Source organism: Glycomyces sp. NRRL B-16210 (assembly GCF_000719515.1).
In the GTDB taxonomy this organism is placed as follows: Bacteria; Actinomycetota; Actinomycetes; order Mycobacteriales; family Micromonosporaceae; genus Glycomyces.
In genome coordinates this window covers 18391-39063 of the sequence record NZ_JOGR01000008.1, presented here as the reverse complement: position 1 = coordinate 39063, position 20673 = coordinate 18391, and the positions used below count along the sequence as shown (strand labels likewise).

At 72.6% G+C, this 20673-nt stretch carries 20 protein-coding genes; 2 read left to right on the top strand and 18 right to left on the bottom strand.

Features of this window, described 5'->3' with window-relative positions; translation table 11 throughout:
* Positions 1-5: 5 nt before the first annotated feature.
* Positions 6-1181 carry an acyl-CoA dehydrogenase family protein gene (locus tag IF12_RS0112705; protein WP_030158694.1) on the bottom strand — a complete coding sequence of 392 codons (1176 nt, stop codon included), beginning with the start codon at positions 1179-1181 and terminating at the stop codon, positions 6-8.
* Between the two features lie 124 nt (positions 1182-1305).
* Between IF12_RS0112705 and IF12_RS0112700 the strand changes: the two genes are divergently transcribed.
* Positions 1306-1725, top strand: coding sequence for a thioesterase family protein (locus IF12_RS0112700; protein ID WP_030158693.1), 420 nt, complete (start codon positions 1306-1308; stop codon positions 1723-1725).
* Here IF12_RS0112700 and IF12_RS0112695 read toward each other — a convergent pair.
* The 12 genes from IF12_RS0112695 to IF12_RS0112640 all read right to left on the bottom strand — a co-directional run bounded on the left by IF12_RS0112695 (position 1722) and on the right by IF12_RS0112640 (position 14088).
* Positions 1722-3323 carry an AMP-binding protein gene (locus IF12_RS0112695; RefSeq protein WP_030158692.1) on the bottom strand — a complete coding sequence of 534 codons (1602 nt, stop codon included), beginning with the start codon at positions 3321-3323 and terminating at the stop codon, positions 1722-1724. The genes IF12_RS0112700 and IF12_RS0112695 overlap by 4 nt on opposite strands.
* Positions 3320-4576 carry an acyl-CoA dehydrogenase family protein gene (locus IF12_RS0112690; protein WP_030158691.1) on the bottom strand — a complete coding sequence of 419 codons (1257 nt, stop codon included), beginning with the start codon at positions 4574-4576 and terminating at the stop codon, positions 3320-3322. Before IF12_RS0112690 ends, IF12_RS0112695 begins: the two co-directional genes overlap by 4 nt.
* Positions 4552-5607, bottom strand: coding sequence for a phosphotransferase family protein (locus IF12_RS0112685; RefSeq protein ID WP_030158690.1), 1056 nt, complete (start codon positions 5605-5607; stop codon positions 4552-4554). The genes IF12_RS0112690 and IF12_RS0112685 overlap by 25 nt, the downstream gene beginning before the upstream one ends.
* Positions 5608-5692: 85 nt before the next feature.
* A complete protein-coding gene (locus IF12_RS0112680) occupies positions 5693-6958 on the bottom strand; it encodes an ABC transporter substrate-binding protein (protein WP_035748992.1) in 1266 nt (421 codons plus the stop codon).
* A gap of 119 nt (positions 6959-7077) precedes the next feature.
* A complete protein-coding gene (locus IF12_RS0112675) occupies positions 7078-8088 on the bottom strand; it encodes a branched-chain amino acid ABC transporter permease (protein WP_051704328.1) in 1011 nt (336 codons plus the stop codon).
* A complete protein-coding gene (locus tag IF12_RS0112670; protein ID WP_030158686.1) occupies positions 8085-8963 on the bottom strand; it encodes a branched-chain amino acid ABC transporter permease in 879 nt (292 codons plus the stop codon). The genes IF12_RS0112675 and IF12_RS0112670 overlap by 4 nt, the downstream gene beginning before the upstream one ends.
* A gap of 400 nt (positions 8964-9363) precedes the next feature.
* Positions 9364-10080 carry an ABC transporter ATP-binding protein gene (locus tag IF12_RS0112665; RefSeq protein WP_030158684.1) on the bottom strand — a complete coding sequence of 239 codons (717 nt, stop codon included), beginning with the start codon at positions 10078-10080 and terminating at the stop codon, positions 9364-9366.
* A complete protein-coding gene (locus tag IF12_RS0112660; protein WP_030158682.1) occupies positions 10077-10814 on the bottom strand; it encodes an ABC transporter ATP-binding protein in 738 nt (245 codons plus the stop codon). Before IF12_RS0112660 ends, IF12_RS0112665 begins: the two co-directional genes overlap by 4 nt.
* Before the next feature lie 184 nt (positions 10815-10998).
* Positions 10999-11727, bottom strand: coding sequence for an SDR family NAD(P)-dependent oxidoreductase (locus IF12_RS0112655; protein ID WP_030158679.1), 729 nt, complete (start codon positions 11725-11727; stop codon positions 10999-11001).
* Positions 11724-12692 carry an NADPH:quinone oxidoreductase family protein gene (locus tag IF12_RS0112650; RefSeq protein WP_030158678.1) on the bottom strand — a complete coding sequence of 323 codons (969 nt, stop codon included), beginning with the start codon at positions 12690-12692 and terminating at the stop codon, positions 11724-11726. The genes IF12_RS0112655 and IF12_RS0112650 overlap by 4 nt, the downstream gene beginning before the upstream one ends.
* A gap of 8 nt (positions 12693-12700) precedes the next feature.
* The gene (locus IF12_RS0112645) at positions 12701-13282 is read right to left on the bottom strand and encodes a TetR/AcrR family transcriptional regulator (RefSeq protein ID WP_030158676.1); all 582 of its coding nucleotides are present in this window, start codon (positions 13280-13282) and stop codon (positions 12701-12703) included.
* Positions 13283-13347: 65 nt separating this feature from the next.
* Entirely contained in the window at positions 13348-14088 is a 741-nt protein-coding gene (locus tag IF12_RS0112640) for an SDR family oxidoreductase (protein WP_030158674.1), read from the bottom strand.
* A 210-nt stretch (positions 14089-14298) separates the two neighbouring features.
* Here IF12_RS0112640 and IF12_RS0112635 point away from each other — a divergent pair, with 210 nt between their 5' ends.
* Positions 14299-14682, top strand: a complete 384-nt coding sequence (locus IF12_RS0112635) for a PASTA domain-containing protein (protein ID WP_030158672.1) — start codon at positions 14299-14301, stop codon at positions 14680-14682.
* A 352-nt stretch (positions 14683-15034) separates the two neighbouring features.
* Here the strand turns inward: IF12_RS0112635 and IF12_RS0112630 are convergent, their stop codons facing one another.
* The 5 genes from IF12_RS0112630 to IF12_RS0112610 form a co-directional block, all read right to left on the bottom strand.
* Positions 15035-16363, bottom strand: coding sequence for an ROK family transcriptional regulator (locus IF12_RS0112630; protein WP_081913549.1), 1329 nt, complete (start codon positions 16361-16363; stop codon positions 15035-15037).
* The gene (locus IF12_RS0112625) at positions 16360-17259 is read right to left on the bottom strand and encodes a PmoA family protein (RefSeq protein ID WP_030158669.1); all 900 of its coding nucleotides are present in this window, start codon (positions 17257-17259) and stop codon (positions 16360-16362) included. The genes IF12_RS0112630 and IF12_RS0112625 overlap by 4 nt, the downstream gene beginning before the upstream one ends.
* Before the next feature lie 72 nt (positions 17260-17331).
* On the bottom strand, positions 17332-18213 hold the full coding sequence (locus IF12_RS0112620) for a PmoA family protein (RefSeq protein ID WP_051704327.1): 882 nt from the start codon (positions 18211-18213) through the stop codon (positions 17332-17334).
* A complete protein-coding gene (locus IF12_RS0112615; protein WP_051704326.1) occupies positions 18206-19771 on the bottom strand; it encodes a glycoside hydrolase 43 family protein in 1566 nt (521 codons plus the stop codon). The genes IF12_RS0112620 and IF12_RS0112615 overlap by 8 nt, the downstream gene beginning before the upstream one ends.
* On the bottom strand, positions 19768-20667 hold the full coding sequence (locus IF12_RS0112610; protein WP_030158664.1) for a carbohydrate ABC transporter permease: 900 nt from the start codon (positions 20665-20667) through the stop codon (positions 19768-19770). Before IF12_RS0112610 ends, IF12_RS0112615 begins: the two co-directional genes overlap by 4 nt.
* Positions 20668-20673: the final 6 nt, after the last annotated feature.

The following is a 20673-nucleotide window of genomic DNA, read 5'->3' as shown; positions in this document are numbered from 1 at the left end:
CTCGCTCAGGCGAAGGCCTGGAGTCCGGTGATCGCCCGGCCGACGATCAGGGTGTTCATGTCGCGGGTGCCCTCGTAGGAGTAGACGGCCTCGGCGTCGGCGAAGAACCGGGCCACGCCGTGGTCGAGTTGGATGCCGTTGCCGCCCAGCACTTCGCGGCAGCGGCCGACGACCTCGCGCATCCTGGTGGTGCAGAAGGACTTGGCCATGGCGGTGTGCTCGTCGCGCTGCGTGCCCTCGTCCTCCATCTGGGAGACGCGCACGCACATGCCGATGCTCGCGGTGATGTCGGCGAGGGAGTCGGCGAGTTTCTGCTGCACGAGTTGGAAGGAGGCGATGGGCCGTCCGAACTGCTCGCGCTCCTTGGCGTACTTGAGGGCGGCCTCGTAGGCGCCGACGGCGACGCCGACCGCCTCCCAGGCGACTCCGGCGCGGGTCAGGCGCAGTACTTTGGCCACGTCGCGGAAGGAGTCGATGTGCTGCAAGCGGTCCGTTTCGGGGACCTCGACGTCGGTGAGGACGATGTCGGCGTTCTGCACTCCGCGCAGGGACTGCTTGCGCTCGATCTTCGTGGCGGTGAAGCCGGGGGCGTCCTTGCGCACGAGGAAGCCCTTCACCTGCTCGTCGGCGGTGTCCTTGGCCCAGATGACGGTGACGTCGGCGAAGGTGGCGTTCCCGATCCAGCGCTTCTCGCCGTTGAGGACCCAGGTGTCGCCGCGGCGGGTCGCGGTGGTGCGCAGGCCGCGCGAGGCGTCGGAGCCCGAGAGCGGCTCGGTGAGGCCGAACGCGCCGATGACGGTGCCCTTGCCCATGGGCGGCAGCCACTCGGCGCGCTGGTCGGGGGATCCGCCGACGCCGATCGCGCCCATGGCGAGGCCGCTGGTGACGCCGACGAAGGTCGCGAAGGAGGCGTCGACGCGGGCGAGTTCGAGCGCGGCCCAGCCGCGGAAGACGGCGCTGTTGGGGAAGCGGGCGGACTCGGGCCAGGCGGTGCCGATGACGCCGGTCTCGACGATCCCGGGGATGAGGTGGTGCGGGAACTCGGCGCGTTCCCAGTAATCGTCGGCGATGGGCGCGACCTCGGTCTCCATGAAGGCGCGCAGGCGGAGTGCGGCCTCCTGCTCGACGGGGGTGAGCAGGTCCTGGAAGGCGTAGCTGTCGGCGTCGAGGATGGTGGCCATCGGTGCTCCTGTCGTCGGTGGTGGTATCGGCGAGCCGGTGAAACCGACTGGTCGGTATGTATCTAGTATGCGTGTAGCCGTAGTTCCCGATGCGGCCCCGTTCGAACCCCCGGAAGGAGCGACCGTGACGAGTCGACACCTGTTCCCGCTGCGCTGGAACGACAACGACCAGTACGGCCACATGAACAACACCGTCTACTACGAGGCCATGGACTCGGCGGTGAACACCTTCATGATGCGCCGCGCCGACCTCGACCCGGCCGGAGACGTGATCGGGTTGGCGCGGGCCTCGTCCTGCGAGTTCCTCGCCCCCGCCTCGTTCCCGGAGGTCCTCGAAGTCGACATCGCGGTGGCCCGGCTCGGGACCACCTCGATCACGTGGGACCTCGCGATCGTGCGCGAAGGCGCTCCGGGCCGAGACGACCCGCTGGCGCTCGGGCGCTTCACCCACGTGTTCGTCGACCGCGAGCGGCGCCGCCCGGTCCCGATTCCGGGGCCGATCCGGGCGGCGGTCGAAGCGGAGCTGCGCATCGGCGAAGCCTAACCGCCGTAGACCTCGACGAGGTCGCGTTTGAGGATCTTCCCGCTCGGGCCGAGCGGGAGGTCCTCGACCACGTGCACCACCCGCGGGTACTTGAAGGCCGCGACGCGCTCCTTCATGTAGGCCACGAGTTCGGCCGGGTCGGCGTCCGCGCCTTCGGCGGGGATGACGGCCGCGTGGACCTCCTGGCCGTGCGTCTCGTGCGGGACGCCGAAGACCGCGGCGATCGAGACGGCCGGGTGGCGGGCGAGGACGGCCTCCACTTCGGTCGGGTAGACGTTGTAGCCGTTGCGGATGATCATGTCCTTCTTGCGGTCCACGATGGTCACCACGGAGTCGGCGTCGACGGTGCCGAGGTCGCCGGTGCGGAACCAGCCGTCGACCACGGCCGCGGCGGTCGCGTCCGGACGGCCGAGGTAGCCCTTCATGAGGTTGTGCCCGCGCACCACGATCTCCCCGAGCACGCCAGGCTCGCCCAGGAGCACGGTCCGGTCCTCGATGTCGGGGTCGGCGACGGCGACGTCCACGCCCCACATGGGGGTGCCGACGGTGCCGGGCCGGATCGGTTCGGAGACGACGTTGAACGTGCACGACGGCGAGGTCTCGGTGAGGCCGTAACCTTCATGGACCGCCGCGCCGTAGGAGCGCTCGAACGCTTCGAGCAGCGCGACCGGCAGCGCCGCGCCGCCGGAGACGGCGTAGCGCAGCGGCGGGCGCTCGGGCGAGCGCTTGGCCGCCTCGACCATCCCGGCGAAGTTCGTGGGCACGGCGGTGAACACGGTCGCCTTGTGCGCCACCAGGAGCGCCAGCGCCTCGTCTGGGTCGAACTTGGGCAGCAGGATGATCGCGGCCCCGCGCCGGAACCCGATGTTGAGCACGGCCATCTGCCCGAAGGAGTGGAAGAACGGCAGGCCGCCGTAGATCACGTCGTCGGGGCGCATGTCGAAGGAGTCGATGAGGGAGCAGTGGACCTGCTCGATCATCGCCAGGTGGGAGCCGACCGCGCCCTTGGGGGTGCCGGTGGTGCCGGAGGTGTAGAGGACGGTGGCGGCGTCGAGCGGGTGGACGGCGGTGTGGCGTTCGATCGGCTGCGCCGCGGCCGCTTCGGCTTCGAGCCTGGGGACCGGGGCCCCGCCGATTTCCAGTCCTTCCGGGGCGAGGACGGTGACGAGCGGGACCCCGGCGCGGGCGGCCGCGGGCGCGGCTTCGGCGAGGAGCGGCGCGGCGGCCACGACGAGGTCGGCTCCGGCGTCTTCGAGGACGAAGGCGATCTCGTCGGTCTTGAACAGCAGGTGGACGGGGATGACGACGGCGCCGAGCGCGAGGGCGGCGTAGTAGACGCGCGGGAAGTCGGGGACGTTGGGGACGATCATGGCCACGCGCGAGCCGGGCCCGATGCCGCGGGCGGCGAGCGCCCCGGCGTAGGCGCGAGTCTGGTCCCACAGGGCCCCATAGGGAATCGTGTGGCCCATGAAGTGCAGGGCGGGGGCGTCGGGGCGGCGGCGGGCGGTCTCGGCGAGGATCGCCGCGATCGAGAGGGTGCCTTCGCCGGGCCCTGCGATCGCGGGGTCGTCGCCGGCGCGGTCGGGTCGGTGCGTCATCGCACAACTCCTTCCAAAGTGGTGGGTGCTGGTCGCAGTTCGGCTTTGCCGAGCGCGGACAGGTGGACTTCGTCGGGGCCGTCGGCCAGGCGCATGGCCCGGGCGGCGGCGAACATCTCGGCGAGGGGGTGGTCGTCGCTGAGTCCGGCCGCGCCGAAGAGCTGGATGGCGCGGTCGAGGAGGCGCTGGACGGCGCGGGGGACGGCGATCTTGATGGACTGGATCTCGGTCATCGCCTTGCGGGCGCCGACGGTGTCCATGAGCCAGGCGGTCTTGAGCACCAGGAGGCGCAGGGCCTCGATCTCGACGCGGGACTCGGCGGCCCAGGCGCGCACGACGCCCTTGTCGGCGAGGGGCCCGCCGAAGGCGATGCGGTCGTTGGCCCTGTCGCGGAAGAGGTCGAGGGCGCGCTCGGCCATGCCGAGGGCCCTCATGCAGTGGTGGATGCGGCCGGGTCCGAGGCGGGCCTGGGCGATGGCGAAGCCGGCGCCGAGTTCGCCGAGGAGGTTCGCGGCGGGCACGCGCACGTCCTCGAAGAGGATCTCGGCGTGGCCGCCGTGGTCGCGGTCGTCGTAGCCGAGCACGGTGAGCGGCCGGACGACGGTGACGCCGGGGGTGTCGCGCGGGACGAGGAGCATGGACTGCTGGCGGTGGCGGGGGCCGCTCGGGTCGGTCTTGCCCATGACGATGAGGAGCCGGCAGTCGGGGTTCATCGCTCCGGTGGCGAACCACTTGCGGCCGTTGACGACGAACTCGCCGGTGCCGTTCGCGCCGCCGTCGCGGTGGATGCGGGTGCCGATCTGCGAGGCGTCGGAGGAGGCGGTGCCCGGTTCGGTCATGCAGAACGCGGAGCGGATCCTCGCGTCCAGGAGCGGCTCCAGCCAGGTCTCGCGCTGCTCGGGGGTGCCGAAGTGCGCGAGGAGCTCCATGTTGCCGGTGTCCGGTGCGGCGCAGTTCATCGCGGCCGGCGCCAGGCGCGGGCTGCGGCCGGTGAGCTCGGCGACGGGCGCGTAGCGGAGGTTCGAGAGGCCGCCGCCGAGGCCGTGCTCGCCCGGGGGCAGGAACAGGTTCCACAGGCCCCGTTCGCGGGCGGTCTCCTGGAGCGCGCGCACGACGGGGCGGACGGTCCACTCGCCCGGGGTGGCGGCGACCTGCGCGGCGAGCACGGGTTCGGCGGGCAGGACGTGCTCGTCGATGAAGGTCCGCGCCTCGTCGGCGAAGGCGCGGGTCATCTCGTCGGGGCGGAAATCCACAGGCCCTCCTCGGCCAGGGGCGCGACAAGCGCGCCAACGCGATCGAAGCCGTCGCCGACGGTGAGGCCGCCGACGTACCGGTAGTGGACGCCTTCGAGGATGACCGCCAGCTTGTAGCAGGCGAAGGCCCGGTACCAGGCCAGGTCGGGGGTCGTGATGCGGGCGCGGGCGGCGTAGGCGTCGGCGACCTCGGCGAAGTCGGGGTAGCCGGCGCCGGGCACGATCGCCCCGGCGGCGGCCTCGCCGCCGCTCAGTTCCCTGATGTGCCAGTACATGCCGAGCATCCCCAGGTCCACGAGGGGGTCGCCGAGGGTGGCCATCTCCCAGTCGAGGACGGCGGCCACGCGCGGCTCGTCCGGCGGCCCGGTGACGAGCATGTTGTCGAGCCGGTAGTCGCCGTGGACGATCCCGGCGCGGGAACGGCCGCTAGGAACGGTGGCGGCGAGGCGGTCCTGGAGGGCGTCGAGCGCGGGCTGCTCGCGCGAGCGCGAGGCGTCGTACTGGCGCCGCCAGGTCCGCATCTGCCGGTCGAGATAGCCCTCCGGGCGGCCGAAGTCGCCCAGGCCGACCGACGCGGGCTCGACCGCGTGCAGGTCGGCGAGGATCTCGGCGACGCCGATGCCCAAGCGCCGCAAGCCCTCCGCGGTCCAGTCGGCGTTCTGCGCCGGGTCGGCCAGGACCTGGCCCTCGACGTGCTCCATGACGAAGAAGACCGTGCCGGTCACCTCGGCCGCGTCCACATCGTCCACGACATCCACAGTAGAGGGAACGGGGACGATGCCGCGCAAGGCCGAGATGACGCGGTGCTCACGGCGCATGTCGTGCGCGGTGGGAAGCGCGTGGCCCAGCGGCGGGCGGCGGACCACCAGGGGGGTCTTCGCGCCGTCCACCCGGTAGGTGAGGTTCGAGCGCCCGCCGTCGATGAGCGCCGCCCGCAGCGGACCCTCCCCGGCCAGGCCGGGGTGCTCCCGGGCCAGCCAGCGGGCCAGCCCTTCCACATCGAGTCCGGGCACGCCGTTCGCCTCGGTCATCGGTCTCCTTCTGCTCCAGGGTGTCCATGGGGTGTTCGGGGGCCCGCGGCCGGGGCGTGAGGGCCGCCCCGGCCGCGGGCGCGGCCTAGCCGGGGATGCCCTCGTTCTCGAGCGGCACCGGGTCGGGCTCGACCGCGGTCACCTGCCCGGCCGCGACGGTGTACGCGGCGTCCACATAGTCCTGGACGCCCTCGTTCACGATCGTGATGCCCACGCCCCGGTAGGCGGCGTGGTCGTCGGCGCTGTAGGACAGCGGCAGGATGCCGTTGCCCACCAGGTCGCCCGACTCGACGGCGGCCACAAGGGACTCGCGGGTCGGGTCCTCCCCGGCGGCCGCGAGGGCCTCGGCGAAGAGGTAGCCGACGCTCATCCCGAACACGGTGTTGCCGGTGAACGGCGCGCCGTCGTTGTACTCCTCGTTGATCCGCTCGAACAGCGCGACCCACTCGCCGTCGGGACTGAACGGCAGGTAGTTCACGCTCACCAGGCCCTGCAAGAGGACCGGGGCCAGATCCTCGCCGAGGTAGCCGGCGAGGGTCGGGTAGTCCGCGCCCGAGGACGAGACGTACCAGCGCGGGAACCACTCCATCTGCGCGGCCGTGCCGACCGCCATGGCCGTGAAGCCGTTGATGGTGCCGAGCACGTTGACCTCGCACTCGGCCTGCATCATCGCGCCGATCTGCGCGGTCAGGTCCTCCGCGGAGGTCGTGTACGACTGGACGTCGGTGATCGCGTTGGAGCCCACCACGGTCTCGACGCCCTCGAGGATGCCCTCGCCGTAGTCGTCGTCCTGGCCCAGCACGCAGATCTTCGCGTCCGGCTCCTGCTCGACCGCGTACTGCGCCAGCGCCGCGCCCTCGGTCACGTAGTCGGCGTTGAACGCGAACGTGTTCTCGTAGACCGCCGGCTGGTTCCACGTCAGGGAACCGGAGGAGACGAACAGGTCCGGCACGCCCTGCTGGTCGAGGTAGTCCAGGACCGCCGAGTGCGTCGGGGTGCCCAGGCCGTTGACGATCGCGAAGACCTTCTCCTCGGTCACCAGTTCGCGCACCGCCGTCTGGGTGCTCGCCGGGTCGTACCCGTCGTCCTTGATCACGTACTCGATGCTGCGGCCGTGGATGCCGCCGTTGTCGTTGACGTACGCGAAGTAGGCCGCGGTCGCGGCCGAGATCGTCGAATAGCCCGCGGCCGCGGGGCCGGTCAGGGGCTGGTGGGTGCCGATGACGACCGTGTCATCGGTGACGCCCGGCACCGAATCGTCGTCACCCGGGGTGCTGCACGCGGTCAGGCCCAGGGCCGCCGCCGCGGCCAAGGCCGCCGCGGTCCGCATGTGTCGCTTGGAGTCTCGCATTCCGATCACCTCTCTGTGCTCGTATGTGTCTCGGTTCGAAGGGGTTGCGAAGCGGGTGTGCCGGCAGGCGCGCCCGCGAGGGTTCGCCGAAGGGGCGCACGACGGGTGTGCGGGGCGGCTCACCTCCCCGTGTCCGCGGCCGGGGCGCGGCGCTTCGGCCGGGCGGCGCGGAGCCGGTCGAGCAGGCGGGCGACGCCGCCGGGCCAGGCGAGGGTCATGGCGATCAGACCCGCGCCGAACAGCAGCACGGCGAGGTTGCCGTTGAGGCGCTGCCCGAGGTCGGCGGGCAGGGCGCCCACGAGCTGGTCGACCACCCACGGGAGGACGACGACCAGGACGGACCCGATGAGCGCGCCGCCGATGCTGCCGAGGCCGCCGACGACGGCGGCCACGACGAGCAGGAGCGAGAACGCGAGCCCGTAGCCGCCGGGGGTGACCTGCTGGGTCGCGACGGCGAGGATCGCGCCGCCGAGCCCGGCGGGGACCGCGCTGGCCACGAAGGCGCCGGCCTTGACGAGGCCGGGGTCGACTCCGGAGAGCTTCGCGGCGGTCTCGTCGTCGAGGACCGCGCGCATCCGCAGTCCGGCGCGGCCGGAGCGGAGCATCACCAGGGGCGTGACGGCGAGGGCGCTGATCGCGATGGCGAGCCACGCGTGCCACTGCTCGACGGCGATGAGGGCCGAGAGCGCTTCGGGCACTGCGAAGAACGGGGCGCGGGCGCCTTGGTCGCCGCCGAGCGGCAGCGCGTTCGCGGCCGAGGGCAGGGCGATGACGAGGGCGAGGGTGAGCCCGGCGAGGTAGGGGCCGCGAAGGCGCGCGGCGGCCATGCCGAGCAGGAGTCCGAGGAGGCCCGAGACGATCACGGCGGCGGCGAGTCCGGCGAGGAGCGCCAGCGGCCACGGGCCGTCCACCGCCGAGGCGGTGAAGGCGAAGCCGTAGCCGCCGGCGGCCATGAGGACGGCGTGGCCGAGCGAAAGCTGGCCGGTGAGTCCGACGAGGACGGTGAGTCCGGCGACGGCCGCGAAGCAGGCCGCGGTGGTGGCGAGCTGGTAGTTGCGGAAGGGGTCGAGGCCGAAGGTCGCCGCGATGGCGAGCGCGGTCAGCAGCAGGGCGCGCAGTGGGGTCTTCATGCGGTTCGGGCCTCCTTCGGGGCGAAAACGCCGCCGGGCCGCACGAGCAGCACGAGCGTCATGAGTCCGAGCACGGCCAGCGGCGCGGCCGAGGCCGAGGCGTAGCCGGTGACGAGGCTGACGAGCAGGCCGACGCCGATCCCGGACAGGAGCGCGCCCACCGGTGAGTCGAGGCCGCCGATGACGGCGACCGCGAACGCGTTGACGAACAGGAGGTCGGCCGCGTGCGGGTTGAGCCCGAGTTCGGTGGGCACCAGCAGGAGTGCGGCGAGGGAGGCGGTGGCGACGGCGAGGGCCCAGCCGAGGGTGACCATGCGGGGGACGCGGACGCCGAGGAGCCGGGAGGTCTCGGGGGCGAAGGCCGCGGCCCGCAGTTGGAGGCCGAGGGAGGTGCGGCTGAACAGGAGTGCGAGCGCGCCCATCACCGCGGCGGCGGCGATGAGGACGAACAGGTCGTAGGGGGACAGGACCGGGACGCCGCCGATCATGAAGGGCCGCTCGGAGAACGGCGGGTGCATGGGGCGGTGCTCGGGGCCGAAGGCGATCGCGAGTCCTGATTGGAGGACCATGACGAGGCCGATGGCGACGATGATGCCCGGCAGCGGCGCGTGGTGCGGCAGGCGCCGCATGAGGCCGCGTTCGGCGGCGGCGCCGAGGAGTGCGCCCGTGGCGAGTCCGGTGGCGAGGCCGGCCCAGTAGGAGCCGGTCGCGCTGGTGACGGCGAAGGCGGCGTAGACGGCGGTGACGGCCATGGCGGCTTGGGCGAAGTTGACGACTCGGGCTGCGCGCCAGACGATCACGAGGGAGAGGGCGAAGAGCGCGAGGACGGCGCCGCGGGCGAGCCCGGCGGAGAGGAGGAAGACGAGTCGGTCCATCAGAACCCCCGACACATGCGTCGTGACGAAACGGAATCGGCCCGGAACGGGTTCGTCGGCGCCGGAACGGCGGTGACAGCCGGGTGAGCGCTTGAACCGCGGCCGCTGCGGCCCTTCACCGACGCGAACTGCAGAAGCCATTGCGACTCACCGCGCGCGCCGGCCGAAGCCGCGATGAGGGCGACCGCCGAGCATTGGCCGGAACCGCCAGGGCCGCTGCGGCGCTTCGCCGGCGCGAACTGCGGAAGCCATTGCGACTCACCGTGCGCGCCGCCCGAAACCGCACTAGCGGTGACCGCAGAGCGCTCACCGGAACCGCCGCGGCGATCGAGTCGGCGCGCCGACTCGGTTCGCGAGGCGGACCGGCGCCCTCCGGGCGCTGAAGTCAGGTATGCGTCCATCAGAACCCCAGGTAGGCGTGTCGAAGAGTGGGGTCGGCCACGAGGTCGGCGGCCGGGCGGTCGGCCACGACCGCGCCGAGGGACAGCACGATCCCCCGGTGCGCCACCGACAGCGCGCTCGTGACGTTCTGCTCCGCGAGCAGCACCGTCATGCCCGTCCGCGCCGCGCTCGCGCGCAGCACCCCGAGCAGTTGGGCGGTGACCTGCGGGGCGAGGCCCAGCGACGGCTCGTCGAGCAGCAGCACCGACGGCCCGGCGAGCAGCGCCCGCGCCAGCGCCAGCATCTGGCGCTCCCCGCCCGACAGCGTGTGGCCGGCGGCGTCGCGACGCCGCTCCAGCGCCGGGAACAGCGCGTACATCTCCTCGACCGCCGCTCGGCGCGCCCGCGGGCGGTGCCGCCACAGGCCGCCGAGCCGCAGGTTCTCGTCCACCGTGAGTTCCACGACCACGCTGCGGCCCTCGGGAACCAGGGCGAGGCCGGCGCGGACCCGGTCCTCGGCCGGTGCCCTGCCCAGGTCGCGGCCGTCGAGCAGCACGTGCCCGCTCCAGACCGGTTGCAGCCCGGCGAGCGTGCGCAGCAGCGTGGTCTTCCCGGCGCCGTTCGCGCCGAGCAGGGCGACCACCGCGCCCTCCTCCATGTCCAAGTCGAAGTCTGCGATCACCGGAGCGCCGTCGCCGTAGCCGACGGTGAGCCCCTTGCACGAGAGCGCGCTCACGCCGCGGCCTCCAATCCGAGGTACGCGGCCTCGACGGCCGGATCGGTGCGCACTTGTTCCGGTGTGCCGCAGGCGATGACCTCGCCGAAGTCGAGCACGACCACGCGGTCGGCCACGTCCATCACGAAGTCCACGTGGTGCTCCACGAGGAGCACCGAGCAGCCTTCGGCGGCGACGCGGCGCACCGTGTCGGCCAGGGCCGCGATGTCGGCCGCGCCGAGGCCGCCCGCGGGCTCGTCGAGCAGGAGCAGGCGCGGGTCGGTCGCGAGCGCGCGGGCGAGCGCGACGCGCTTGCGTTCGGGGTAGGGCAGCGTCCCGGCGGGCCGGGCCGCGAGGTGGGCGAGGTCGAGGTCTTCGAGTCGCTTGCGAGCCTTGGCGAGCGCGTCGGGGGCGCCGATGCCGGAGAGCGGGACGAGCACGTTCTCCAGGACGCTCATGCGCTCGAAGAGCCCGAGGCCTTGGAGGGTGCGTGCGACGCCGGCGCGGAGGAGTCCGGTGGCGGCGCTCGGGGCGGGGCGCCCGTCGACGCGCACGGTGCCGGCGCGGGGGCGCACGAGTGCGCAGACGGCGTTGAACACGGTGGTCTTGCCGGCGCCGTTGGGGCCGATGAGGGCGACGGTCTCGCCGTCGGCGACGTCGAAGGAGACGCCGCTGAGGGCGGTCAGGCCGCCGAAGGCGACTTCGAGGCCGCGCACTTGCAAGCGTGGCACTGGGTCTGAGGGAGGGGTCGTCATCGTCGTACTCGCACCTCTTCGTGTCGGAGTAGTGTCACCATATCGCAGAAACCGACCGGACGGTATGTGCTGAGGACGGTGAATTCATTTCGATGTGTCGGTGGCCCGCGGACGCTCCGGCGCAGAGCCGGACGCTCCGGACATCAAGGTCAGGGGCCCGGGCTCGCAGGGTCCGGCGGGAGGGTCAGGTGTGCGGGATGCCGACGGTCATGCCGCCGTCGACCACGATCTCGGTGCCGGTGAGGTAGGCCGAGTCGTCTCCGGCGAGGAACACCACGGCCCCGGCCAGATCGGCGGGGACGCCCGGGCGGCGCAGCGGGATGATGAGCCGCTCGGGATCGATCCGGTCGGTCATGTCGGTGAGGATGAAGCCGGGGTGGATCGAGTTGACGCGGACGCCGTCGGGCCCGAGTTCGACCGCGAGAGACTTGGTGAGGCCGCGCACGGCGAACTTCGAGGCGGTGTAGCCGTGGAGGCGAACGGAACCGCGCAGTCCCTCCACTGAGGAGACGTTCACGATCGAGCCGCGCCCGGCGGCCTTCATCGCCGGGACCACGGCCCGGCAGCCGAGGAAGGTCCCCGTCAGGTTCACGGCGATGACCTTGTTCCACTTCTCCAGGGAGAAGTGCTCGATCGGGGCGGCGTTGGCGATCCCGGCGTTGTTGACGAGCACGTCGACCGTGCCGCGGGCGTCGAGGGTCGCGGCGACCGCGCGGTCCCAGGCGGCCTCGTCGGTCACGTCGAGTTCCACGAAGTCGGCCCCGAGTTCGGCGGCCAGCGCCTTGCCTTGGTCGACAAGGACATCGGCGACGACGACCTGTGCTCCGGCGGCGTGGAGGGCGCGCACGTAGGCCTCGCCGATGCCTTTGGCGCCGCCGGTGACGATCGCGACGCGTCCACTGAGGTCGGTCACTTGGCGACCTCCACGACGAGGCGTCCGGTGGTGGTGCCGCCGGCGACGCGCTGGACCGCGGCGGCGGCGTCCTCGAAGGCGACGGTGTCGCCGACGACCGGGCGGATCGCGCCGGTGGCGGCCAGGCGGGTCAGCTCCTGGTGGGCCTCGGCGACGAGTTCGGGGCGGCGCTGCTGGTAGAGGGCCCAGTGGAGGCCGAGGACGCTGTAGTTCTTGACGAGGGCGTGGTTGGCGCGGACCGGCGGGATCTCCCCGGAGGCGAAGCCGACCACGACGATGCGGCCCTCGAAGGCGATGCACTTGGTCGAGCCTTCGAAGGCGCTGCCGCCCACGGGGTCGAACACGACGTCGGCGCCGCCGAGGCCCTTGACGGCGTCGATCCACGTCTCGTCGCGCAGCAGCACTTCGCTCGCGCCCGCCGCCTTCGCGACCGGGGCCTTGGCGGCGGAGCCGACCACGCCGATCACCTTGGCTCCGGCGGCGGCGCCGAGTTGGCAGGCGGCCGTGCCGACCCCGCCGGCGGCGGCGTGCACGAGCAGCGTCTCTCCACTCTGGAGTCCGGCGCGGCGGTGGAGGCCGAACCAGGCGGTCTGGTAGGCGATGAGGAGGGCGGCGGCAGCGGCGTCGTCGAGCGCTTCGGGGGCGGGGTGGACGGCGGCGGCGGGCACGCTCGCGTACTCGGCCATGACGCCGATGTCAGTGGCCACGATCCGCTGCCCCACTTCGAGACCGGTGACGCCCTCGCCGAGCGCGGCGATGTCGCCGCACAGCTCGATGCCGGGGGTGAAGGGCAGTTCGGGGCGGACCTGGTACTGGCCGCGGGCGAGCAGGGCGTCGGGGAAGTTCACGGACACGGCGCGGGTTCGGACCAGCACCTGACCGGGGCCGGGGGCGGGCACGGGGACCTCGTCGAGGGACATGACGTGCTCGGGTTCGCCGTGGGCGGTCACGCGCCAGGCGCGCATGGTGTCGGTCATTCGGTCCTCCGGATGCTTCGCAGGAACAGTTCGGTCAGTTGCGCGGCCACTTCGCCGCGGTCCTCGGGGCCGTCGGCGGAGAACCAGTGCGGCAGGTAGTGCACGTCGGAGAAGAAGTGCGCGATGAGGACCGCGGTCGCGATGTCGGTGCGGAAGAGGCCTTCGGCCTTGCCGCGGTCGACGAGTTCGGCGAACTTGTCGTGGTACTCGCGCCTGCGGCGCTTGACCTCGGCGCGGCGCTCGGGGGTGAGCATGTGCTGGCTGCGGAAGAAGATCGTGCCCTCGGCCATGAAGTCGATGGAGGTGAGGACGACGTCCTCGCAGACGGCGCGCAGCACCTCGTCGGTCGCGCCGCCCAGCGCGGTGATCTCGTCGAGGCGGCGCTTCTGGAGCGAGAGCATCCGCTCGTAGATGGCGAAGAGGAGGTCGTCCTTGGAGGTGAAGTAGTGGTACATGGCGCCTTTGGTGACGCCGGCGGTCTTGACGATCTGCTGGACGCTGGTGTTGGCGTAGCCCTGCTCGGCGAACAGCTCGAGCGCTGCCCGCAGCACTTCGTCGGCGACGTTCTTGGTCTTCACGGCTTCTCTCCTCCACTGCGGCCGGCGCCCGGCCGGGGCGTTCGGGTCCTCGACGCTCCCATCCTTCACCCCGCCTGGCGGATGCTGGCGCCGCCGTCGATGAGGAGGGTCTGGCCGGTGACCCAGGCGGCGTCCTCGGACAGGAGGAACGCGGCGGGCCCGGCCACGTCGTCGGGTTCGCCGAGCCTGGCGAGGGGGTAGGCGCGGGAGACCTGCTCTTCGCGGCCTTCGTAGAGCGCCTTGGAGAGGCGGGTCTTGACGACGGCGGGCGCGAGGGCGTTGACGCGCACGGCGGGGGCGAGTTCGTCGGCGAGCTGGAGGGTCAGGTTGATCAAGGCGGCCTTGGTGATCCCGTAGAAGCCGAGGTTCGGGCTGGCGGCGGTGCCGGCGATGGAGGCCATGTTGACGACCGAGCGCAGGCGCGAGGCGGCGGCGCTCTCGCGGGTCCAGGCGAGGGAGGCGATGACGTTGACCTCGAAGATCTTGCGGGCCGCGTCGAGGTCGAGGCCGGTGAGGGGACCCCAGACGGGGTTGATCCCGGCGTTGTTGACGAGGTGGTCGAGGCCGCCGAATCGCTCGACGGCGTGCGCGACGGCGGCGGCGCGGTGGTCGGGATCGTCTGCGGGGCCGGCGATCCCGGAGGCGCGGGCCTCGCCGAGTTCGGCCACGGCGGTGTCTAGGGCGTCCTCGTCGCGGCCGGTGATGACGACGGAGCCGCCTTCGGCGACGAGGCGTCGGGCGATGGCGAGGCCGATACCGCGGCTCGCTCCGGTGATCAGGGCTACGCTGCCCTTGAATCGCTGCATGTCAAGCTCCAAACCGTCTGGTCGGTTTGTTTTTGAGGCTACCATGCCCGAGCACGCCGGGAAAGCCTCGCGAGAAGGCCGCGGCCCTCCGCTCGTCTGGGTACTCCGATCGAGTGGTGTGCGGACACGGCACGCTGCGGCCGCAACCGGTCCGGCTCGCGCGACGTGTCCCCACCACGTTCCCCGGCAACCGACCGAAATGGAGTCTTGATGGACCGCACCCGCACCCCGATGCGCCTCGCGCGCTGGTCGGCGGTCGCCGCCGTGGCCGCCCTGATCATCGCCTGTTCGAGCGGCGGCGGTGACGACCCCGCGCCCGCCGAGGAGACCACGGCCGCAGAGGAGGCGACCGCTGCGGAGGAGTCGGCCGAGGCCGCCGAGGCGGAGGTTCCCGACCTCGTCGGGAAGAACGCCGCGATCGCCTACGACGAGCTGCGGGCGCTGGGCTTCACGAACATCACGCTCGGCTCGGTCGACAAGGAGGACACCGTCGTGCTGATGATGTCGAACTGGTCGGTCGTCGAGGTCGAACCCGAGCCGGGGACGGTGCTGTCGACCGACTCGACCGTGGTCCTCATGTGCACGAAGCAGTAGGACACGACTCGTAGCGCTCCGCCGCCCGAATGCGGCGGGGCGCTCGGTGGTCCGGCTTGCGGGCCAGAGGGTGCCGAGGTTTCGCGTCGCGCTCGGCCCGCGCGTCGTCGCGCATGACTTCCCCGACCGCTGAGTTTCTTCGCCCGCCGCACCCTGCCGCCGCGACCGATCACCTCGGTTGGGCGCGTGGCGGTTTCGCGCCGCTCAACGCTGCGCGGCGAGCTGGGCGGACGGGTCAGCACCGATCCAGTCCCTCACCATCGCCGCCACGCTTCACCACCCGCGACCCGCCGCACACTCCCTGCCGCCGTGGCCGATCGCCCCGGTTGGGCGCGTGGCGGTTTCGCCCCGCTCAACGCTGCGCGGCGAGCCAGGCGGACGGATCGGCACCGATCCAGTCCACCACCATCGCCGCCGCGCCTATCGCGGCCGCGTCGGGGCCGAGCGTCGCGGGCCGCACCGTGATCGGGGCCCATGCCGCCGAGAGCACGCGCTGGTTCACCTCGGCCTCGACGCCCGCGAGCAGCCACGAGGACAGCACCGCGTAGCTCCCTCCCAACAGGACCGTGTCGATGTCGAGGAGGTTGAGCGCGTTCGCGAGCGCGACACCGAGCGCGTGCGCCGCACCCTCAAGGGCCGCAAGGGTCTCGGGGTCGCCCGCGTCCGCTCGCGCCAAGACTGCCGCGTCCGGCGTGACCCCGGCCGGGACGGCCTCCTCCCCGAGGATCGCCTCGATGCTCGCGTACGTCTGGAGGCACCCGCGCGCGCCGCACCGGCACGGCTTCCCGTCCGGGTCGACCGTGAGGTGCCCGAGCTCGCCTCCCCAACCGTGCGAACCGCGCATGGGCCTGCCGTCGAGGATGATCCCCGCCCCGATGTCGAGACCTGCTGAGACATAGACGAAGTCCTCAACGGATTCGGCACCGCCGAAGTCCCCCGGCGCTTCGCTCGCGGCCCTGCGGGCGGCGTGGCGTTCGCCGCGCGCAGCGAGGTTCGCCTCGTTGTCGACCGCGCAGACGAGGCCGAGGTGCCCGATCCGCTCCTCCAGCAGCGCACCCGCGTCCACCGAGCGCCAGCCGAGCGCCGGCGCGGTGCGCACGATCCCGCCGTCGGTCGGCCCGGGGACGGCGAGCGTCGCGGTGACCACCGTCAGCCCCTCGCGGGCGGTCGCCTCGACCGCTTCGGTCGCCATGCGGTCCAACCGGTCCAGGACCGCGGGCGCCTCGGGGTCGATCAGCGGCGCGAACGCGAGATGGCGCACCGTGCCCGCCAGATCGACCACGCACGCGGCCAGGCCGTCGGTGCGGATGTCGAGTCCGAGCCCGGCCGGTCCGCTGCGGGAGAGCTGGAGGCCCATGCGCGGGCGACCGGCCCGCCCGGCAGGGGTCGTGCCGGTCTCGGTCACGAGCCGACCGGTGATCAGCTCGTCCACGATCCGCGTGATCGTCGGCCGCGTCAGACCCGTCGCGGCGGCGAGTTCGGTGCGCGAGACCGGTTCCGCCGCGGCGACGAGCCGCCGGAACACGAGTTCGAGGTTGATCGAGCGCAGCCGCTCCTGGCGGGCGGGGTCGCCGCCCCGGGCGGGGAGGTCCGGGCCGGTGCGGTCGCTCCATGCGTCACCGCGCTGCGAACCCTTGCCGCCGTGGGCAGTGCGGTCGCCCCCGCCGCGGTCCTCGCTCATGCCGGCCGCGCCGCGGCCGCGAGTGCCCCGGCCGCGTCCTCGTCGAGCGCCCCGTCTGCCACGACCGCGAGGATATGCCGCTCGATCCGGGCGCCCGGATCGAGCACCAGCGGGCGGTCCCACGTCAGCGAGGAGCCGACGCCCAGGTAGTCGCGGGCGCGCACGAACCACCGGTCGGCCTCGGTCGCCGCGTCCGCCGGCAGGAACAGCATCGTCCATTCGCGACCTTCGCGGTCCGCGCCGGACACGGCGACCCACGCCGCGGTCGCGCCGTTGACCTCGCGCTCCCCCGATCCTGTCGGGCTGAGCACCCGGACGCGTTGGGTCCGGGCCGGTCCGCGCCAGAAGAACCCGCCGTAACCGGCCCCGACACGCCCGAGCGCGGCCGGGCTGCGGATCGTCAAGGGCCGCTCGGTCGCGTTCGCCAGGCGGGTCTTGAACCCGAGCACCCAGGCCGTGTCCCGCAAAGGCGCGCAGTCGATCTCGCGGCGCTCGCGCAGCACCGCCGCGCCCTCGGCGTCGACCCATTGGAGCGTGTGCGCGAGCGATTCGTCGGTGTGGTGGAGCCAGCGCCGATGCCGCTGGGTCCCGTGGTCGTCGAGCCAGGCCGGGCCGTGCCCGGCGACGAAGGTGCGCCCGCCCCAGAAGTTGCGGCCGCCGATGTCGGGGGCGGCCATCGAGATGCCGAGCTGGTGGGTGTGCGAGTGGGGCCGGGCGTCGGTGACGAGGCATCCGGCGAGGGTGCGCACCGGGTGGAGGTAGGGGCGGGGCGAGGACGAGGCGGGCAGTTGCGAGCGCCAGACGTAGTTCGCGACCTCGCGGCCGCCGACGCGCAGGCGCACGGTGTCGGGCGGCCGCTGTGCGACCGTCGAGCGGGCCGTGTCGGAGTGCCCCATCGCGCCTCCCCATCCTGCGGCCGTCACCGGCGCTTCACCGGATCGTACCGGATATATCCCCATGGTCCGCGCTCAAGCCTCACGGGGTTCGGAGCCCACCTCGACGGCTGCCACCAGGTCTTCGATCGCCGCGGCATCGAGTGCGCCGTCGGCTACGACGGTGGTGATGCGCCGCCGCGGGCCCGCCCCGGGAGGGGCCGCGAGCGGCTGCGACCAGGCCAGGGACGGCCCGACGCCGACGTAGTCGTCCCCGCGCACGAACCACGGGTCGCCTTGTGCCCCATCGGGTATGAACACGAGCGTCCACGGGTCGCGGCCGTGGGCGCTGAGGGCGAGCCAGGCGGCGCGGGCGCCGTGGAGCCGGTCCTCCCCGCTGCGACCGGGGCCGAGGACGCGCACGGTGCGTTCTCCTCTGCGGGCCCGCCAGAAGAACCCGCCGTAGCCGGCCCCGGTGCGGCCCTTGGCGGCCGGGCTCGCGATCACCAGCGCCTCCTCGGTCAGGTTCTGCAAGGCGTAGCGGAAGTCGAGGGCCCAGGCGCGGCCGTCGACCTCACGCGCGGCGATGCGGCGCCGCTCGCGCAGGATCGCGGTCCCGTCGACGCGGCTCCAGCGCAGCTCGTGCGCGAGCAGCGCGTCGGTGCGGGCCTCCCAGCGGTGGTGTCGCTGGACGCCGTGGTTCGGCAGCGGCACCGATCCGGTGCCGCGCACATAGGTGCGCCCGCCCCAGAAGTTCGCGCCGCCGACGTCGGGCACGGCGAGGCTCGCGCCGAGGTGGTGCGGGTGGTCCGGCGGCATGGCCTCGGTGACCTCGACCCCGGCGAGGGTGCGCACGGGATGGAGGAACGGGCGCGGCGAGAGGGTGCGCGGCAGGTCGGGCCGCCAGACGTACTCGGCGACCGCGCGGCCGCCGAGCCGCAGGTGGAGCGGCTGGACGAGGGTGGCCCGGTCATTCATGGTCACCCGCTCGGCTCTCGGCGACCTCGAACGCGGTGAACGCGGCGAGGCCGGATTCGCCGGTCGCGAACAGGCCGAGGGCCGCCCCGACCCAGCGGCCCGCGGTGGCCGGGAAGACCGGGCCGACCCGCTGCGCCGGGGCGCCGGTGAGGAAGCGGCAATTGCCTTCGGCGTCGACGTCCACGCCGATCGTCACGGGAACGTTCGGATCGACCGGCACCGCGGGGGCCGCGTCGCGTTCGTGGCCTTCGGCGTCGGCGACGCGGTGCACCAGGTGCACGCCGTTCCCTCTGCGCTCCAGGCCGATCCACGCGTAGGTGTCGCCGACGACGGCGAGGCCGGCGCGGGCGCCGGGGGCGGGGTCGTCGAGGCGCAGCGTGGTCGTGGCGGCGCAGGAGGGCCCGGGGAGGCGCTGGCCGAGGAGGTTCGGCAGGTGCCGGAGGTCGTCGGTGCCGCCCGGGACGCAGTGGAGCCGGAGGCCTTCGCCTTCGGCGCGCCAATGGGATCGGGGGTTCGCCTGCCAGGTCCATTGCGGACCGATGCCGGTAGCGAAGTCGTCGGCGGTGTCCGGTGCGGCGAGGGGCCCGTCACCTGAAGGCTTGGGGCCGCCGGTGACCGGCGCGCCCCGGTCGCCGATCACGGGCCAGCCGTCGGCGCCCCAGCGCATGGGTTGGAGGTGCACGACGCGCCCGAAGGGGCCGCGGTCCTGGAAGTGCACGAACCAGTCCGTTCCGTCCACATCGGTCACCCAGGCGCCTTGATGGGGTCCGTTGACCTCGGTGCGGCCCTGCTGGAGGACGATGCGCTCCTCGTAGGGGCCGAAGGGGTCGCGGGAGCGGAACGCGGACTGCCAGCCGTGGGCGACGCCGCCGGCCGGGGCGAAGATCCAGTACCAGCCGCCGCGCTTGTAGAACTTGGGGCCTTCGAGGGTGCGGTAGCCGGGGAGGTCGTCGCCGTCGATCACGACGGTGCCCTCGTCGAGCAGCTCGGTGGCCTCGAAGTTCATGCGGTGGACGGTGAGCCGGTTGTTGATCCCGGCGCGGCTCTTGGCCCAGCCGTGCACGAGGTACGCGCTGCCGTCCTCGTCCCACAGGGGGCAGGGGTCGATGAGTCCCGTGCCGCCCTTGAGCAGGTGCGGGCGCGTCCACGTCAGTTCACGGGTCCCGGTCGAGGCGGGCCCGGCCGGGTCCTTCGCGGTGGTGACGAACAGGCCCCGGTCGGGGTCGGGGTAGACGATCCAGAACCGGCCCGCGTGGTGGCGCAGCGCCGGGGCCCATACGCCGCCGCCGCGCTGCGGGGCCGCGAACTCGGCCTCGGGTTCGAGCCCGGTGAGCGCGTGGCCGATGATCGTCCAGTTCACGAGGTCGCGGCTGTGGAGGATCGGCAGGCCCGGGACGCGGTGGAAGCTCGACGCGGTCATGAAGTAGTCCGCTCCGACGCGGATCGCGTCGGGGTCGGACCAGTCGGCGTGCAGGACCGGGTTGCGGTAGGTGCCGTCGCCGTTGTCGGAGCTGAAGTGCTGCAAGGGTCTCCCGTTCGTCGGTTGCGGCCCGGTCATTTGAGCCCGGTGGTGGCGATGCCCTTCACCAGGTACTTCTGCCCGGCGATGAAGAAGCCGATGATGGGCGCCAGCGACAGGACCGACATGGCGAACATCGGGCCCCACTGCGACTGGCCTTCGGAGTCGATGAACTGGCGCAGCGCCAGCGGGACGGTGTACAGCTCGGGGTCGGTCAGGTAGAGCAGCGGCCCGAAGAACTCGTTCCACACCGAGATGAACGTGAAGATCGCGGTGGTCGCGAACGCCGGGCGGCACAGCGGCAGGATGACGCTCCAGAAGGTGCGGAACGGGCCGCACCCGTCGATGCGGGCGGCGTCGTCGAGCTCCGGCGGCAGCGAGCGCATGAACTGGACCATCAGGAAGATGTAGAAGGCGTTGGTGGCCAGGAAGTTCGGGACCAGCAGCGGGTAGTAGGTGTTGAGCCAGCCGAGCTTGGCGAACAGGATGTACTGCGGGATGAGCAGCACGTGGCCCGGGAGCATCATCGTGCCGAGCATGAGCGCGAAGAACAGCTTGCGGCCGGTGAACTTCAGCCGCGCGAACCCGTACGCCGCGAGGGAGCACGAGAAGAGGTTCCCGATGATGCTCAGGGTCACGATGACCAGCGAGTTGGAGAAGTAGACGCCGAAGTCGTACTCCAGGGCCGTCCAGCCCTCGGTGTAGTTCGCCGGGTTCCACGCCGCCGGCCACAGCGACAGGTCCGAGAAGATCAGGCCGTTGGGCTTGAGGGAGCTGGAGACGAGCCACAGCAGCGGGTACATCATGACCAGGCCGACCGCGCACAAGAGCAGGTGCCGGGTGAAGCGGCTGCGGCGGGTGCTGCCGAAGCGCTCGACGAGGCTGTCGTCCTCGGAGCGGTCCTTGGCCCGCGGCGTCTTCGCGGTCGTCGACATGGGAGG